The organism is Candidatus Poribacteria bacterium, assembly GCA_021295715.1.
Classification (GTDB): domain Bacteria; phylum Poribacteria; class WGA-4E; order WGA-4E; family WGA-3G; genus WGA-3G.
In genome coordinates, this window is the sequence record JAGWBV010000035.1 from 1 (window position 1) to 17,979 (window position 17,979).

The window sequence follows — 17,979 nt, forward strand, 5'->3', positions numbered from 1 at the left end:
TGTGGAGAGATATACCGTTTTTCAAGACACTTTCTGTGTCAATAACGGCAGCGAAACCCAACTTCACACTTTTATCAACTCACGTTAGTTATCAGAGCGTTCGCTACGCTCACTTTCAGTTATCAGTATTCAGTTAAAGCGTCTTTATAAATATCAGTCCAAACCGCGTAGCCCGTAAGCGTAGCGGAGGGGTTTTTGATAGGGTGTTTCTTCAGACATACGGAGCGGCACTTTATTTCTCAAACCACCCTAACCGAACCGCAAGGTAAATTAAAAATATGTTTTTAGAAAAAATTAACACCCCAGCAGATTTGAAAAATCTTGAACTTGATGAACTGAAAGCACTCGCTGAAGAGATGCGCGCCTATCTATTGGCAGTACTCTCTCAGCATCCAGGACATTTCGCACCGAACTTCGGGACGGTCGAACTGGCAATAGCGTTGCACAAAGTGTATGATACACCGCGCGACAAAGTCATCTGGGACATCGGGCATCAGGCGTATCCGCATAAATTGCTTACCGGAAGACGGGACTCGTTCCCAACGCTGCGTCAAAGTGGTGGCATCAGCGGGTTTCTCAGTAGAGCTGAGAGTGAATATGATGTCTTTGGCGCAGGACACTCCAGCACCTCTATCGCCGCGGCATTAGGTGTTGCTACCGCCAGAGACATCACTAATGAGTATTACAAAGTCGTCGCTATCATCGGAGACGGTGGATTAACAGGTGGGATGGCATTTGAAGCGTTGAACGCCGCTGGCGACTATAGAAACGATATGACCGTCATTCTCAATGACAACAACATGTCCATTTCAGCGACAGTCGGGGCGTTCTCTAAACATTTTCACAAACTCACGAGTTCGCCACAGTACAATCTCCTACGCTCTGGCGCGAAGGGGTTGATGAATATGATTTCAGAGGACGCCAAACAGATAGCAAGGAAGATTGAGGCATCATTGAAACCCGGCACCCTGTTTGAGGAATTCGGGTTCCGCTACTTCGGTCCGCTCGATGGTAACGATTTAGAAGCACTGATACCGGTTTTGACAGGCATCCGCAGTCTCACTGGTCCTATTTTACTGCATGTCGTAACCGAAAAAGGGCGCGGCTATACGCCAGCAGTAGAAGATCCCGTCGGGTTCTATAGTGTCAGTGGTCCCTTCAATCTGAAAACGGGAAAGACGACCAAACCGAAACCCGAAACACCCGCGTATACGGAAGTATTCAGTCGAACGTTGATTGAATCCGCGAAACGCGATGCACGGATCGTCGGTGTGACGGCAGCAATGCCCGGTGGCACAGGACTCGATAAGTTTGGCAGCGCATTTCCGAGTCGATGTTTCGATATCGGCTTAGCAGAGCAGTGCGCCGTTACCTTCGCGGGTGGGCTTGCTACGCAAGGCATGCGCCCCGTTGTCGCCATCTATTCCACTTTCCTTCAGCGAAGTTACGATCAAGTGCTACACGACGTGTGCATCCAAAACCTTCCAGTGATTTTCGCAGTGGACAGGGGCGGACTTGTCGGTGCTGATGGTCCAACACATCACGGCGTTTTCGATTTTGCCTATCTCCGCTCTATTCCAAACATGGTCGTCATGGCTCCTAAAGATGAGAACGAACTGCAGTCTATGGTGAAGACTGCTGTCGCGTATCAAGAGGGTCCCATTGCGTTCCGTTATCCGCGTGGTACGGGTATCGGTGTGAAAATGGCGGCGGAACCGCAGGTGCTACCGATCGGAAAAAGTGAAATCGTTAGAGAGGGTGAGGATGTCCTCGTGATTGCCATCGGCAATCGCGTCTACCCTGCACTTGAAGCGGCGCAAACCTTAGCCGATTCTGGGATCTCAACAGCGGTTATTAACGCACGGTTTGTCAAGCCGCTGGACACTGCGACAATTCTACCGCTTGCAGAACGGATTGGTAAGGTAATTACGATTGAAGATGGCGTGATAATGGGCGGTTTCGGTAGCGCAGTTTTGGAGGCGATCGCTGCGGCGGGTATCAAAGACGTGCAGATCCGAAATCTCGGTATCCCAGATGAATTTATTGAACACGGCGATGTCCAACATCTTTATGCACTCTGTCAATGCGATGCCGATGCGGTCGTCCGCACCGCTCAGGTAATGCTACAATAGCATTGTCCCGCAGGTTTCCCACACGCGGCTTGCGTCGCAGCCAGTCGTCAGCGATCAGCAAGAGGTAATTGTGGTGGACAAAACGTCAGTTATTGCAACACGATCCACTCATAGCCGAGAGCCGAAAGCCGAGAGCCGAAAGCCGAGAGCCAAAAAACGAATAGACACTTTTCTGGTAGAACACGACTTGGTAGAGAGCCGGGAACAGGCGAAACGGCTCATTCTTGCAGGTGCGGTGACCGTTAACGGAAACTCCAAAATTAAGCCAGGGCAACGTATTCCCCCCAATGCCAAGGTAATCGTGCAGCATCAGCAAAAATATGTGAGCCGAGGCGGGTTGAAGTTAGAAAAGGCGTTACATACCTTTGATATAAACGTTCACAATCGTGTCGCACTTGATGTTGGTGCATCAACGGGTGGATTCACAGATTGCCTCCTCCAGCACGGTGCAAAATTCGTCTATGCCATTGATGTCGGTTACGGGCAACTGGCGTGGAAACTCCGCACGCACCCACAGGTGCAACCGATTGAGAAAACGAACATCCGGCACCTAACACCAGCGCAGCTAAAAACAACGGCGTTAAACAGCACAGAAGACGCTGCCTCCATTGCTGTGATTGATGTTTCCTTCATTTCTTTGAGAACGGTTCTGCCGAGCGTCATCAAACTTCTTACGCTAAATGGCAGTCAGCGGTCAGCCGTCAGCGGTCAGCAAGAGCGTGTCCCTTCACCAGAAAACCTCTTAACTGACAGCCATAATGCCGATAGCCATTACGACATCATCGCACTGCTGAAACCACAATTTGAAGCCGGTAAAGTCCATGTGAAAAAGGGTGGAATCGTCTCCGACAAACAGGTACATATCCAGACGATAGAGAACCTCAGTGCTTTCGTCACGGAAAAACTCGGAGCCACAGTGAGAGGTCTGACCTATTCCCCAATCCACAAGGACATCCGGAATATTGAGTACTTGCTCTGGCTTATGGTCGATGGTGAGCGCATGAATTCCTATCAACTCCAGCATACGACTGCTGAGGTTGTAGATGCTGCGCATGAATCTTTTGGAAATGACTCTCAGCAACCAGCAGTCAGCGGGTGGTAAAAGACGTTTTGTTAGACCCAAAGCAGTAGCCTGCAACATCGGCGCAGGCGGATTTGAGAAAGGGACTTTAAAGATGAAAGCTGCGTTATTCTTCCGCAAGGTAAAATTAAAAATTTTTGTTGCGATATTTCTCATTGTCGGACTCTGCGGGGGGTTTTTCTTTGTTCGCTCACGGACTTTTCTGGATTGGGTGGAGGGACGGCTTGAGACTGAACTCAAAAATCGGATAACGGGGGACTACACGGTAAACATCGGCAAAATAGAGGGAAATATCTTAGGAAGCGTCAGCATTAAAAGCGTTGAGATTTCCACGGAAAACAAACCCGTAATTTCCACAGGAAAAGTCGTACTCAAATACAATCTGTTAGGATTGCTAACTCGGAGATTTGAGGTGAAGGAACTCAGGGTGGCCGCCCCGCAAGTCAACGCAAAACCTGACCCTGATAAACTTAATCTGTTCAATATTTTCCTCGCAAATCCGACCGGTAAGGACACACCACAATTCGATTTTTCCATTGAAGTGCTCCACTTTACTGACGGAACAATCGGCTACACCGACACGCAACGGAACCTTTCCTTAAGTATCGAGGGCGTTACTATTCGGGTGAAACGACCGCTCAATACAGGGAAGCATAACGGAACGTTTGCAATTAAGAGTGGCAGTTTCAAGGTCAACGGTGCTGAGACGGCAATTGACAAATTTGATGCCGATTTTCATATTTTAGCCAGCAGTAGCACATTAGATAAACTTCGATTGGAATTTGGCGACTCCGATTTGGAGGTTACGGGTGGATTTACCCACACAGAAACCACCACTTCTTGGAACAGCACGCTTGACTTGAGCCTGAACCTCGCAGATATAGAGCCTTTTTTCGGTGAAGACATCGAACTTGAAGGTGTTGTGGACGCAACACTGACAGCAAATGGGAACCCAGATTCTGCCTTAGCCGGAACACTCTCTGCGGAAATTCCAAAATTCTCCGCTGTCACAGCAAAGAACATTCCCAAAATAACGTTGACAGCAGGACGCATTGACGCGGATTTCAACGCTGAACCCACCCCAATATTCACATTAAAAACACTCAGTTTCCAAGTCGCCGATGGCACCGTGGTCGGTGATGGAAGTATCACATCAGAAAACGCGTTGGAAGGTGATCTGCTAAGCCAACTTCAACAAATGTTAACCCACCCGGTGACTTACCGCGGAAAATGGGACGCTACAAAAATACATCTGATCCCTCTGGTGTCGATGTTCTTCCAACTGCCAGAAAATTTGCAAGACAGCACAGGACTCCTCTCAAGCAGCGGAGAATTCAGCGGAAATCGGGCAGATACCTCAAGCCTCAAACTCGACAGCAAGGTAGTCCTAACGGAGACAACCCTTGACGAAGTCAAACTTGACGATTCAACCTTCAATTGCGCAATAGCAGCGGGTGAATTGAAAATCGACGGGAACTTAGATGAAACCGAGATTAATGTCACAGGTCCCTTCCCTGTAGGTGGACAAGATGTATTGGAGATTCACGCATCGGGCATCGATTTCGATGATGTGATGAAGATTGCCAACAGTGCGGATATAGGCGGGACAGCGGAATTGTCTGCGCAGTTGTCGGACGGGACGCTGAAAGGGGCCATGGAGATCCCGAATGCGACTTTCAACGGCATTCCGATCGGTGTGTTGACTGGTGATTTTCGCTATCAAAAGGGACGGGTCTACATCGAAAACGGGTTGATGACGAAGAAAACACTTGGCGGTCAGCAGACGGAATGGAAGGATGGAAAAATGGAAGGCAGGGAACCAAACGCCTATTCCAACCCTCCAACCTTCCAACCTTCCAGTCAAATAACGGCGTATGAGAGCCGAACGACAATTACAGGAACTGTGGAGGTTAAAGGCGAATTCCCTGCGGATATCAGCGTCGTTGCTGATCCGGTTTACGTCCAACATTACTCGAAATTATTGTTAGGTGCCGAATATCCTGTAGATGGCGAAATCAGAGGTGAACTCAAATTAGATGGAACCCTTATCAATCTGGATGGCACTGCCAATTTCAGTGTTACCGAAGGCGTGGCATGGGGGATCCATTTGGATCCGTTGACGCTCCCTTTGGAAATTGAGGATTACAACCTGACGATACCAGATTTCAAGATAACGACTCGCGGGCAGCAGGTTACACTCAATGTCGCAGTCGCCTCCAACAGGGACTATGATCTCCTCCTCGAAAGCGACGCACCTGTCCACTTAGAAGAAATTGCGAAGGCAGCAAATATTCCCGATTTCCCTTTTGAAGGAGAATTCGATGTTCGGGTGGTTGGAACGCTCAAAAAGCCAGTGAGTGCTGATTTTCGGCTGGAACTCGATTTTTCGGAATTAACCTTCTTGCACATCGAACGCGGGGTGAAATATCCGCTCGGTGACGTCTACCTACTCGGTAAACTCGTGGAACGGAAAAACACCACCGGTGAATCTGACCTCTTCGACTTTTCTGGACACGGGTTTGAGAAAACGAGTCGGATTCAGGGTTACGTCAGCATGGCTCTCGGAAACCCCTACCGATTTACAGCGGATAGTGAGGAATTTGATGTTACGCCAATCCTGCCTATATTACACCCAACACTTGCGGCGGTTACGGGGACCGCTGCCGGGAACGCATCAATCAGTGGAACGATCGCAGATCTTGTCGCACCAGCCGAGGACATAGGCTCTGAAGCCCAAAAACAGCAAATCTATCCCTATGATGTGGATATTTTCGTTAATAGTTGTCAGTTATTAGTTAACAGGCGTCCGTTAAGAGGTGGGTCCGTTGAACCGGAGTCTTCTTTAACTGAACACCGACGGTTTCCGATGGCTGATAGCCTTTCTTTTACCAATGCTGAACCGATTCGCTTGCATCTCAAAGACGACAAATGGACAATTGATGCTTTTTCTTTAACAATACCCGAAGATACGTCCTCATTTCTTGAATTGACTGGGACATTGGATGCGAAAAGTGAAGTGATGAACCTGCACGCTGTATCTGATGGATTCGCACTATCTCCGTTTGGAGAGGTATTGGGGCTGCCGCGTGGCATGCTGCAAACTGGCACCTTTCGTTACGACTTGAAAGCGACCGGAACACCCATCGAACCCAACCTTCAGTTAGAATGGTCAAGCCCGACGCTAATATTAGAAACAGAAGCGGGTGATATTGACATTACCGATGCAGGGGGTACAATAACATATCAAGAGGATATCCTGCGTTTTGAGAGGTGTGCTTTCAAACTTTTCGGTAACGACGTGAACTTGGAAGGGTACGTTGACGTTCAACCCGAAGCGATTAACGCATCGGAGTTACACCTACGCGTTGATACCATTACCTTGGATCTCGCCACCTTGCCAATAGAAGTTATTGATAACCTTGTTACCACCAATAGCGAAATAACTGGAATTTTAGAGGCGTCAATAGAGATCGGCGGCACACTCGCTGAACCTCATGCTCTGTTATACGCTGAAACAGCCGGACAGCGTCCGATCCGCTTGGTCTCCTATATCCCTTCTATCACGTTGGAGCGACTTCGTGTAGATATTCTTTTCGATGCCGAATTTATACGTGTTCAAAGGATGGAGGCAAACGGTCAAATCGGAGAGGGTCCCTATAGTGTCCAAGGGAAAGCCTCGTTCTCACGTCGAAATAGCCATCAATCTTCAGTTAACACGGGTCAGTTAAGAGAGGGTTCGGTTAAATCAGATCCCTCTTTAACTGATAACCGAAAACCGACAATTGATAACTATTTTGATATTGATGTATCAGCGTCACAAGTAGAAATTGGGGACTATGGTTTCGCTTCAGGATATATTAATCTCAGCGGTACAGGCTTAACCCCACAGCAGATTACGGTAATCGGTGAAATAAACGAACTGGAACTTGATAGCTATGATTTTCGTCTTACCAATAGTGCGCCGCTCCGATTCAGTCTAAACGCCCCTCAAACCCGTGAGGGAAATTCTCTGCGACCTTCCAATCTTCCGATCAAAACCGTAGCCCGTAATGGAATGGAGGGCGAATACTCAGAGAGGCATGTCAAAGCCCAAATCAGCCCTGTTTCTCCGCAGGGTAAAATTAAAATACAGATTCCCTTACAACTCGAATCACCGGCTATGACAGTCGCGACAGAAGTCAACATTGCAGGCACCATCACTGCTCCTGAAATCGCGGTAGATTGGCACGGCACACTCAATGAGAAGCAATGGACAGGCAAAATCCAGTATCGAGATGAACGCATAAACATCACCGAAATAGAACTCAAAAACAGTGAAGGAACGTTAAGCCTCGTAGGTGTTATTCCGTTTAATCTGACATTTGAAGCGATGGACATATCTAAGCGGTTTATTGCGGAAACCCCCATTGATGTGCGTCTTCGAGGGAGTGAACTGCCTCTCAATTTTTTCCCAGGGATAGAGACTGTCTTTTCTGAGGCAGATGGCACCGTTGACATAGATTTGGGAATACAAGGCACAAGTCAATCGCCATACGCTGTAGGCAACGTGTTTGTTGAGGCGTTGCAACTCCGCCTTAAGGACTTCCACGGGTTTCCACTGCAGGATATGCGAATGCACCTCAGTGCGCGGGAAGATCTGATTGATTTCGCAGAGTTCCGATTTGACATAGCGGATGGTTACTGTAGGCTCGAACAGGGACAGATTGCATTAGAGGGATTAACGCCGAAATACTTGATATTACGAGGGTTGAAATTAGAACGGTTTCCGCTGGGTTCAGCTGTCCGTGATGCCTTACCGCCAGACCTGTTAGAAGACGTGGAGGGACATATAACAACGACACTCAGAACATTAACGGTCCCGTTTGACAGTTTTTTAGCAACTGGAGAAAGTATGCCGTTTCCGCAGGTCCGAAAGATCCCCTCACCCATAGATCTTATGGCTGTTTCAAACGCGAGTTTATCAATTGATAACGTTCGTCTCGCTTTCAAGGCAATGGAGCGGCACTATGATTTCCAAGATCCCAGACCGGCTCCGATTGTTCTCAGTGATGGCACTTTTGTTTTAACGAATAATTTTACGCTTGAAAATCGAGACGAATTTTCAATCAAGCAGACCTTTACCGCTGAGGATGCAAAACCTGACGGTTTACTTGGTAACGAACAAACACTTCCAGCCAAGACGACGCTTCGTATTGATGCTGAAAGCAAATGGTCGGTAAACGGGGAGTTTGATGGTGCCCTTCGGTTCAAGAATTTTGACGTCTCAGTGATAACCGATAGGTGGCCCGCGCCGTATCGGGTTACCGGTGCGCTTTCTGGAAGCCTACAGATGAGCGGAACCAGTGAGAACCCGAAGATAACGCTGCGGCGGCACGAAAATGAACCTGCTGAACTCTATCTACACGACATCCCGATTGACCTGCGATGGAGAATTCGGTATCAGAACGGAAAATGGGAAATAACAGAAAAAAGATACGTTGAAGTCACATTCGGTGAAAACCAGTTGACTTTCTCGTGGACAATGCCCTACGAATTTGCGTTAATTCCGTTTCTGACGGCACTGCAACAGGCACCAGAAGGGGTTTGGACGCAACTCCAGCAGACCCCGATGCGTGGAACTTTAGATATAAAAGTAAACGACCTTACCATGCTACCGTCTGTGGTTCCCGGACTCAGCACCGCAACAGGCACAAGCGAAATTCATACCAAATTGACAGGGACAATGGAAACCCCACAAGTCGATGGTAATATACGTTTCGAGGATATTGGGTTTGGGTTTCCAGATGCGAATATTCGGGTTAAAGAGGCTGAGGGCGACATTCAATTATCTGAAACAGGGGCGAATATAAAGCAATTTGAAGGCATCTTGAACGATGGTAGATTCGTTGTTGGGGGTAGCATTATCGCGCCGCCAGATAGACGCATCTGGGAGAAACCTCCGACGCTAAACGTGTCCACCGGTCTCACATCAACTGTTTTTGAGCAATCCGGACAGTATCGGGTTGATCTCGCTTCCACGTCATTGCGTCTAACAGGGGAACTCCTACGCCCGCGTCTAACAGGGGAACTCCACATCAGCGGCGGTTACTACCAACAAAATTGGGAAAGCGTTCGGGATTGGCTTACAGGGGTTTCGGTCAAGGAAACAGAACTTGTGTTGGATTACCCTGTTCTACGCGATTTACATCTGGATGCGGTAGATATTAACATCTCCGATAATTTTCGTGTACTTTCATCAATCACAGGACCTACAGATATTGAAATCGCCTGTTTAGGCAAACTCTTCGGAACTATGAGTCAGCCGGTTTTCAGTGGGAATGTATCGGTACTGAACGGAAAAGTTGGATTCATTGCACAGACTTTTGAATTCCTCGAAGGCTCTCGAATCAGTAATCAGAGTGCCGTTGATTTTGATCCAGAACTCAATATCTTTCTCCGCACCCCGAACCGCATTCGCGGTGTGCTACCGAGAGATGGAAGCACAGTGGATCTTCAGGTGTATGCCTCCTTCACCGGCACCCTTAGTAATCCCAACTTTGTGCTCAGCGCGCCCCCTGAAACGACAACGGAAGTCCTCTCATATGACGATATTATAGATTTTCTCTTACGCAATGCGGCACTTTCAGGCGCGCTTGGTGGATTCACGTTTAGTTTCCATCGTCCGCTTGATGAGGATACGCGATCTATCAGTGCGGAGTATCCACTTGGGAAAAATGTGTCCATTAAAATTGAAACGAACGAAAAAAGGGAACACGGGATTGACCTTGAATTCAAAGGACGGTTCTAATTGGCAGTCAGCCATCAGCCGTCAGCCATCAGTGAAGAGAGCCATCAGCCATCAGCCATCGGCAACCAGTGAAGACGCAAGCGTTTCAGGGGCGTTTCTTTCTTTACTGATCGTTGACGGTTTCCGACTGCTGACCCCTATTTCGCTGATTGCTATCTTATTGTCTTGCTGCTTTTTTCTCCAATCTGTAGACGCGCAGGAATCCGCCGAAACCGCGCGCGATACAAAGAAGGGGACTCGGTCATTGGTTGACGGTCCCCCCTTAAACGGTGATTCTGTTGAACCAGATCCCTCTTTAACTGATAACCGAAAACTCATAACTGATAACTCTAAAAAGAAACGGATTGCGAAGATAGAGTACTACATTGGCACAACCCCTGCAGAAGAAACCACAGAACACCCCAATATACTGAGAAACCAGACAGTCGTATATGCTGGCGACTTACTACAGTCTGGATATGCCATTCGACAGAGCATTAAAGCACTCTACGCCACACAGCAGTATTCCCAAATTCAGGTATACTCGCAGGATACGCCCGAGGGTATTGTTTTAACCTACGAACTGATCCCTTTCGCCCGCATTCAGCAAATTGTGCTCTCCGGTATCCCCGAAAACGAAGTCAAGACTGCCATTCAGAATGCGATGCGATCAACGCAGGGAGGAAAGTATGTCCCTACAATCGTTAACGCCGACACGCATCGTATCAAAAGCGTATGTGAAGCGTATGGATATTTTGACGCTAAAGTCACAGTCTCCGATACGCTCACCGAAGCAGGCACATTAACCTACCAAATAGCCGTAGGAGATGCTTCACGGATCAAAATATTGCAAATTCAGGATAATGTTGCCATCTCAACGAACAGCCTTAGAGCAGTGTGTAACTTTAGCCGACTCGCCCCCATTTACAACAAATCCGGTGTTGAGGCTGATATGGCATCCATATTAGCACTTTACAGAAAAAGCAACTATCCCACCGCTACTATCGTCCCAGACTTTGACCATGAAACGGGTGTGCTACAATTTCGGGTTGATGAAGGTAGAGAGGTCCGGTTAAACTTCGTTATGGATGTCGGGGAACTCCCGCTATCGCTCCAAGACACCTTCAGAGAAGGTATAGTTTCTTTAATAAACACTGTCTCCCCTTCTATATGGGAACGCCGGATAAAATCCTATTTCAAAACCGAAGGCTACCACGATACCACAGTAGCGGTGGAGATACTCGATGCATCCAGTATTCGGCTTACGATTAATCCAGGGAGGCGTTACGTCGTTAAGGATGTCACTTTCTCCGGGAATAGGGCGTTTTCGGATGCAAAACTCAAGCGTGAGATGACAATGAAACCGATAGGCGGATTGCTCCGAAACTTACAAGCAGACATCGCAAGATGGTTATTTCAGCACGAACAGAGACCCTTTTTTTATGAAGCAGAACTCGATACAGATATACATCGACTCGACATTTTATATGGGAAAGCAGGTTATCCGAAGGCAGTCATCACGACAACGCTCGATAAACAAAACCCAAACAACCGGCGTATCGGCGAAGTTGTGATACATGTCGCAATCACTGAAGAACACAAAGAGATGATTCACCGATGCGACATCAGCAGGAATAACGCATTAGATACCGCTACGCTGCTGGCACGTTTGGAACGTGAACTTCCGCTTCCGCAGCCGAATGCCTCACTTGCGCGGAAAGCTTACAGCGACGCAATCTTAAAAGCCTATTACGAACTCGGATACATTGATGCGGTGGTCAGTAACGCCTATGTATCAGAAACGGAGGATCCAGTTTTTCGAGTACTGGGTGATTTTTCCGAGCCACTCGAAAAAGGTAGACTCCCCCCAGAAATCCGATCGGAATTCGAGAGACATAACCTTACACTTACGGGCGCTTACGTAGCTGCGCATATCGGCAATCGTTGGAGCCTCCAAGACATCGAAGGGAATCCACGGTATACCCTTGTGCAAAAAATACCTAATGCCCCTCTGGCGAGGTTTGAAACCTCGCCAGCAGAATCTGGTCAATCTGTGCCGTATCTTGAGGTTTATGAACACGGGGTGCTATATCTCACTGTGGATACAGAGGGTGAACAGGTCGTGTTCGGTAAATTCTATTTCTTAGGGGACACAGACGTTGTAGAACAGCGCGTGTTTGAACGGGAAATTGCGCACCTGGAGGGCACACTTTGGACATCAGAGAAGTTAAGTAACGTCTTGCAAAATCTCTACAACTTGGGGCTTTTTCGCAGCGTCCAGTATGAACGTTTCTCACAACGCACCCGAAGCATAAGGACACCACAATCATCCGGGGTTACAAATTCCCCTAACCTCCGTCTCAGGAAAATCAACGATGTTTTAATTACGGTCGAAAAACAGAAACCAAGGACCTATAGTGTAAGTAGTGGTTATAGTTTCGCAGAAGGGGTCCGCGGAACAGTGGTGTTAACGGATAGCAATTTCCTCTTTAAGCGGAACATCCGAGGACGTGTGCGCAGCAGATTGGGATGGCGAGACGAGTTAGGGTATCTTTTTGATGCAACGCTCACCGAACCGTGGTTGATTGGACGGACGCGCGGAAGCCTGCAGGTATTAGCCAAGAAGTTAGAAGTAGACGATAACGTTCGTGCTCTTCAAGGAAGTTTTATCCTCAGCAGAGATTTGTCCGAATCCCATCACCTCGATCTAAGATATAGTTACCGCGACTTGAACCAGCCAGTTTTACCGATCCAAAATGCCCCTGTAGGCGCGAGCTCCAGCTCGCGAATTCCACTCCCTGATGGACAGAATCCTTTCAGCACAACCGTGAGTAGTGTTCGGTTATCTTGGACGTATGACAGTCGTGTGCGTTATTTGAACCCTACGGGGGGTATGCTGAACGATCTTACGCTTGAATATGCAGGCGGAAACCTCTTGCGAGGCGAAACCAGTTTTATCAAGACGACGACGGATACCCGATATTACCAAGAACTCATCGGTGGACTTGTGTTAGCAACCGCTGTCCGATTCGGTGTTACGACCGGATTACGCTCGAACCGTCGCGCAGAATTGATTTCCTTTGAGCGGTTTTGGGCAGGTGGCGGAACAACGGTTCGCGGTTACGCAGAACGGTCTCTCGGACCTGAAGATAGCACAGGCATCCATCGCGGCGATGTGCAATTCATCTTTAACGCGGAACTCCGCTTCCCAATCTATTGGATCGTTCGGGGCGCGTTCTTTTTTGATACTGGCAATGTCTGGGGATCATTAGAGGATGTTGATACGACGCAACCGCTGCCTTCCTCTGTAGGGGCTGGACTGTACTTGGACCTCGGTGCCCTCACAGCGGGAATCGATTATGCGATCCCACTCGTGTCCGCACAGGGGGCATTAGATCCTTACAGAGCTTTCCACGTGCGTATTGGCAGTACGTTTTGAGAGTTATCAGTACGGGTTGCTGTGCCACCCTTTCTGGTGTCAGTTGTCAGTGCGGGCTTTACTATAACTGATAACTGGTAACTATTCATACGGTTTTCCCAATGCAAGAGGTGCTTCGGCGCGTCCCACGAATCCTGCCAACACCGCCAAACAGAGCACATAAGGCAACATTAAAAACACCTGATAAGGAACCTCCCAACCCAATGCTTGGAATCGCGCATCGAGTGCTAAACCGAGTCCAAAAAGTAGCGCAGCACCGCACGCTTTCATAGGATGCCATTTCCCAAAGATAACTATCGCTAAAGCAATGAATCCGCGTCCGACCGTCATGCCGGGTGTAAAATAGGGAACATCGGCGAGGGACAGATAACCGCCAGCTATCCCTGCCATCGCTCCGGCGAAGAGCAGACAGATCGTTCGCAAACGCAGAACGTTCGCACCCGCAGCGGCAATCGCTCTCGGATGCTCGCCACAGGCACGGACACGGAGTCCTTGTTGCGTATGGTAGAGGAAGAAATAGACGCACGGCACCAGCAGGAATGTGATGTAAACGAGGATATTGTGTGAAAACAGGGCACGTCCGATGAAAGGGATTTCGGAGAATAGCGGAATGTCAATCTGCTGAAACGCTGGCACGCCCTGTGCAATCCCCGTTATGCCAAAGAGTCGTTGATAGATGACCTCTGTCAAACCCAATGCCAAGAGCGTCATTGCCGTGCCGATGATAACTTGGTCACCCCGCAGTCTTATCGCACACAGGGCAAATAACGCCGCGGCGATAAGTCCACTGAGACCTGCCATTAGAAGTCCGAACCACGGTGCGATCATCACCAATTCTGCTGTGTAGAAGGAACCGACCATCCCGAAAAACGCACCGATAAGCATCATTCCCTCAATACCGATATTAAGCACGCCAGCACGCTGGGAGATGACTTCGCCTAATGCCGCAAGTAGGAGTGGGGTTGCCCCGCGAATTGTTGCTGAAAGAATCTCTTCAAACATGTTTTAATTATGCCCTAACGGGAGCTGTCAAAATGGATTGGCAGGACACACTCCCCGATGAAATCCGCACTGCGCCGTTGTTGCAGTGCTGCCATCCTTGGCTAAGTTTCTAAACGGTTGACAGAGAACTGACAACCATTTATTTCCGTATTAGGAGTTTCTGTGTTGCCGTAAAATCGCCTGCTGTTAAAGTATAGAAATAGACACCACTCGCGACATGTTCGCCAACAGAATTCCGACCATCCCAATACGCCGCACGGCTTCTGTTATGATACATTCCAGCAGGTTGATGTCCCAATGCTAACGTTCGCACCAAAGCACCTGTCACAGAATAGATACGCAGTGTCACTTCTGCAGGCTTCTCCAACTGATAGGGTATCCATGTCTCTGGATTGAATGGGTTCGGGTAGTTTGCCAACAGTGCCGTCTCCTTAGGCAGCAAGAGCGTTAGGAGTTGCTCCAGCACTGCAATGCCGCGCAAATAAGCGGGATCTGTAAGTGCCATTTGGCGCGCCTGCGTGAGTAGGTCTTGGACCTCTGCAGCGGTAAGTCCTTCAAGATCCGATGGATGTAAGGTCGGTGCAGCAGCCGCACCTTCCCCAAAGGCACCCGCCACTAAGACGAGATCCGAAATATTGACGACACCATCGCCATTGACATCCGCACTGTTTTGTCCCGTCTGCCCGAAATTGGAAGAGACCAACACGAGGTCTTGGATATTCACTACACCATCACCGTTGACATCCGCAGATACTACGTCATCCGGTGGGCGTTTATAAACCGCGTTAACATCTGCTTCGATACCGACGAACATGCTCCAACTGCCATCCCGCTCACTGACTTTCACCAGTAAAAGGTTATCACCTTTTTCCAAATCAACTGTGAAATTGTCCTGGAAATCATTCGCACCCCGATCGACAGGGCGGTTATGCACCACTTCCCCATTGAGCCAGACCTTAATAGCGTCATCACTTCCGACTTTCATCGTCACACCCGACTGAACCGTGGCGGATTCAAGCGTGATAAGCGCGTAAGAGGAGTGATCGTTTATATCACCTTTTGCCATCCCAATGCTATTAAGGAGGTCATTGATGTTATTTCCACCGAAGCCAGCGATTCTCCCCAGCGACCATATATAATTACCAACTGTATCTCCATTTTTCGCACCGTTTGCCGCGACTCCTGACTCCGTCACAGCACCCGAGCTGGCAGCAGCAAGTGAATCTACATTGATGGAGCGTGCTCCACCTTGCCAGGGTTGGGTTGGCGCAATCATCCAGAGCCAGGGACCCGTAATTTTGGCGAGATCCAGATCATATCTGACTTTAATCCCTTTCGCCTGCATAGCCGGAATATGTGTATTGATAGAAGCGTAACTCAGTGGATTGCTTTCTATATACAGGCCTGTGCTGTTCCACTGTGTCCCTTTCAGGTCTAATCCCACCAGAGGCGACACATCCAGGATGTCATTGTCGGATAAACCCAACGCCGTGAGTTGTCTTAGACCTGACAACGGAGATATATCCGAGATGGAGTTGCCCCAAAGATACAACCTAGTCAGTTGGGTCAGATTTGATAGTGGAGATATATCTAAGATGGCGTTGTTCCCAAGAGCCAGACGCGTCAGCTGCGTTAGTTTCGCGAGCGGAGAGAGATCAGAGATAGGATTATTAGAAAGCAACAGCGTCCTCAGCTGCGTTAGTTTCGCGAGCGGAGACACATCCGAGAGGGAATCTCCGGAAATACCTAAACCTGTCAACTGTGTTAAGCCAGATATAAGGGACACCTCTGAGACAGAAGTACTGAATAGATAAAGACTTCTCAACTGGGTCAATCCTGCGAGCGGAGAGAGATCAGAGATAGGATTATTAGAAAGCCACAGCGTCCTCAGCTGCGTCAACTTCGTGAGGAACGACACATCAGAGAGGGAACAATAAGTGAGGTTTAGTGTCTTCAAGTTTGTTAGTCCTGTGAGTGGCGAGAAATTCGATACTTTATTACTGTTGACGAATCCCTTTCCTTCGATATGCTCACCCCCAAGGTCCAGTTCTCTGAGTTTGTGTGCGTGTTGAAGCCCGGTGAGATCCGTTATCCCGCGATTAGGGACCTCAAGACGCGTCAGATTCAGCAGCGTATGCGTCGTGATTGAATCGCCAATCTCTTCCCGGATTGCCGACGCTAAATTCGCATCTCGGATTGACACAACTTTGGAGCGTTGTGCTTGCACGAAGTTTGGGAACAAAAGACTGAACAGAACCGTGATTATAACAAATAGACGCTTGACTTGCATATAAGGATATCCATGGCATAATTCAGTTAAAATGTTGGGTTTTGCTGAAATCTCGGTGTATTCAAATATCCTGAGAATGTAAAGTTCCCTGTACCATAAATGTTTGGTTTTACATGTGCCACTCAACCCAACCTGCGATCAAATCCATTCCTAAATTGACATATAAAGGGCGGTTTCAAATCGCTCCTACTCGGAATGAGAAGATGCACGCTTACGGAAAAGTTGGATAGAACTATAACCGATGACAAACAGTAGAATCGTCGCTTGCATGACCAATGTCACCTTATCGGAGATGCCTACCTCCCGCTGCATGCTGTAGGAACCGGTCGTCAGCGCGCCAAACAACAATGCAGCAGCAACCGTCACCAACGGATTCAGTTTTGCTAACAAGGCGACAGCGATCGCAGTGTAGCCGTATCCGGGTGAAAAATTGATGAACAACCGACGGGTCAGTGCTGTCAGCTCAATTGCGCCGCCAAGTCCTGCAAGCGCACCACTGATGAAAAAGACACGGAGGGTGTTGTGTACAATCGATATCCCCGCCGCCTCCGCTGCAGCCGCACCTTCTCCTACGGCGCGGAGTTGATACCCAAACGCCGTCCGAAAGAGGACAAACGTGAGAATAACTGCCAATACGACAGCGATAACAATGCCGAGATGTACCCGATGCGGCGGGAGAATACGAGGCAGGAACACCCATTCGGCAATTCGATCGCTCTGCGGACCCCGTTTGGCTGCCTCCTGCAACGGACCCCCATCTATCATCATACTCACCAGATGCAGCGCGACGTAGTTCAACATAATGGTGCTGATAACCTCGTTGACCCCGCGCGCCACTTTGAGAACCGCAGGAATTAGTCCCCATACGCCACCCGCAACCGTAGCAAGCCCGAGGCACAACGGCACTGCAATCCACGGGGTTTGGGGGAAAATTGGAGCGAGTTTCGTCCCAAACCATGTCGCCGTTAGCGCACCTATTAAAAATTGTCCCTCAGCACCGATGTTCCAAATCCCACACCGAAACGCCATCGCAACCGAAAGCCCTGTCATTAGAAACGGCGTGCTCTTTACCAATGTCTCCCCGAATTTTCGACTATTACCAAAGGCACCACTCACCGCGGCTTGGTAAGCCTCCAGTGGGTTATAGTGACAGAGCAACATAATGATAGCGTTTGTAACAAACGCGCTCACGAGGATGAGAGCAGGTGTTGCGAGCCATTGAATATTGATTTTCTTTAATATCATAAAAATAGTCTTCAGTATTTGGTT

Annotated in this window: 7 protein-coding genes; 4 read left to right on the top strand and 3 right to left on the bottom strand. The window is 48.7% G+C overall.

Annotation, left to right across the window (positions count from 1 at the left end; all coding sequences use genetic code 11):
* The first annotated feature begins 278 nt into the window (after positions 1 to 278).
* From dxs to J4G07_10445, 4 genes are all read left to right on the top strand, one after another.
* Positions 279 to 2,132 carry a 1-deoxy-D-xylulose-5-phosphate synthase gene (gene dxs / locus J4G07_10430; GenBank protein MCE2414413.1) on the top strand — a complete coding sequence of 618 codons (1,854 nt, stop codon included), beginning with the start codon at positions 279 to 281 and terminating at the stop codon, positions 2,130 to 2,132.
* 91 nt (positions 2,133 to 2,223) lie between these two features.
* The gene (locus tag J4G07_10435; protein MCE2414414.1) at positions 2,224 to 3,234 is read left to right on the top strand and encodes a TlyA family RNA methyltransferase; all 1,011 of its coding nucleotides are present in this window, start codon (positions 2,224 to 2,226) and stop codon (positions 3,232 to 3,234) included.
* Entirely contained in the window at positions 3,185 to 10,000 is a 6,816-nt protein-coding gene (locus J4G07_10440; protein ID MCE2414415.1) for a translocation/assembly module TamB domain-containing protein, read from the top strand. The genes J4G07_10435 and J4G07_10440 overlap by 50 nt, the downstream gene beginning before the upstream one ends.
* Positions 9,942 to 13,418: a BamA/TamA family outer membrane protein gene (locus J4G07_10445; protein MCE2414416.1), complete on the top strand. Its 3,477-nt coding sequence runs from the start codon at positions 9,942 to 9,944 to the stop codon at positions 13,416 to 13,418. The genes J4G07_10440 and J4G07_10445 overlap by 59 nt, the downstream gene beginning before the upstream one ends.
* Positions 13,419 to 13,499: 81 nt before the next feature.
* Here J4G07_10445 and J4G07_10450 read toward each other — a convergent pair whose 3' ends face one another.
* The 3 genes from J4G07_10450 to J4G07_10460 form a co-directional block, all read right to left on the bottom strand.
* Positions 13,500 to 14,420: an ABC transporter permease gene (locus J4G07_10450; GenBank protein ID MCE2414417.1), complete on the bottom strand. Its 921-nt coding sequence runs from the start codon at positions 14,418 to 14,420 to the stop codon at positions 13,500 to 13,502.
* Between the two features lie 139 nt (positions 14,421 to 14,559).
* Complete coding sequence (locus J4G07_10455; GenBank protein ID MCE2414418.1) at positions 14,560 to 16,710, bottom strand: leucine-rich repeat domain-containing protein; 2,151 nt, start codon at positions 16,708 to 16,710, stop codon at positions 14,560 to 14,562.
* Positions 16,711 to 16,896: 186 nt separating this feature from the next.
* Positions 16,897 to 17,955: an ABC transporter permease gene (locus tag J4G07_10460; protein ID MCE2414419.1), complete on the bottom strand. Its 1,059-nt coding sequence runs from the start codon at positions 17,953 to 17,955 to the stop codon at positions 16,897 to 16,899.
* Positions 17,956 to 17,979: the final 24 nt, after the last annotated feature.

Coding starts and splice junctions, on each gene's coding strand:
- J4G07_10440 (MCE2414415.1), top strand. CDS start 3,185: ATGAATCTTTTGGAAATGACTCTCAGCAACCAGCAGTCAGCGGGTGGT.
- dxs (MCE2414413.1), top strand. CDS start 279: ATGTTTTTAGAAAAAATTAACACCCCAGCAGATTTGAAAAATCTTGAA.
- J4G07_10450 (MCE2414417.1), bottom strand. CDS start 14,420: ATGTTTGAAGAGATTCTTTCAGCAACAATTCGCGGGGCAACCCCACTC.
- J4G07_10455 (MCE2414418.1), bottom strand. CDS start 16,710: ATGCAAGTCAAGCGTCTATTTGTTATAATCACGGTTCTGTTCAGTCTT.
- J4G07_10460 (MCE2414419.1), bottom strand. CDS start 17,955: ATGATATTAAAGAAAATCAATATTCAATGGCTCGCAACACCTGCTCTC.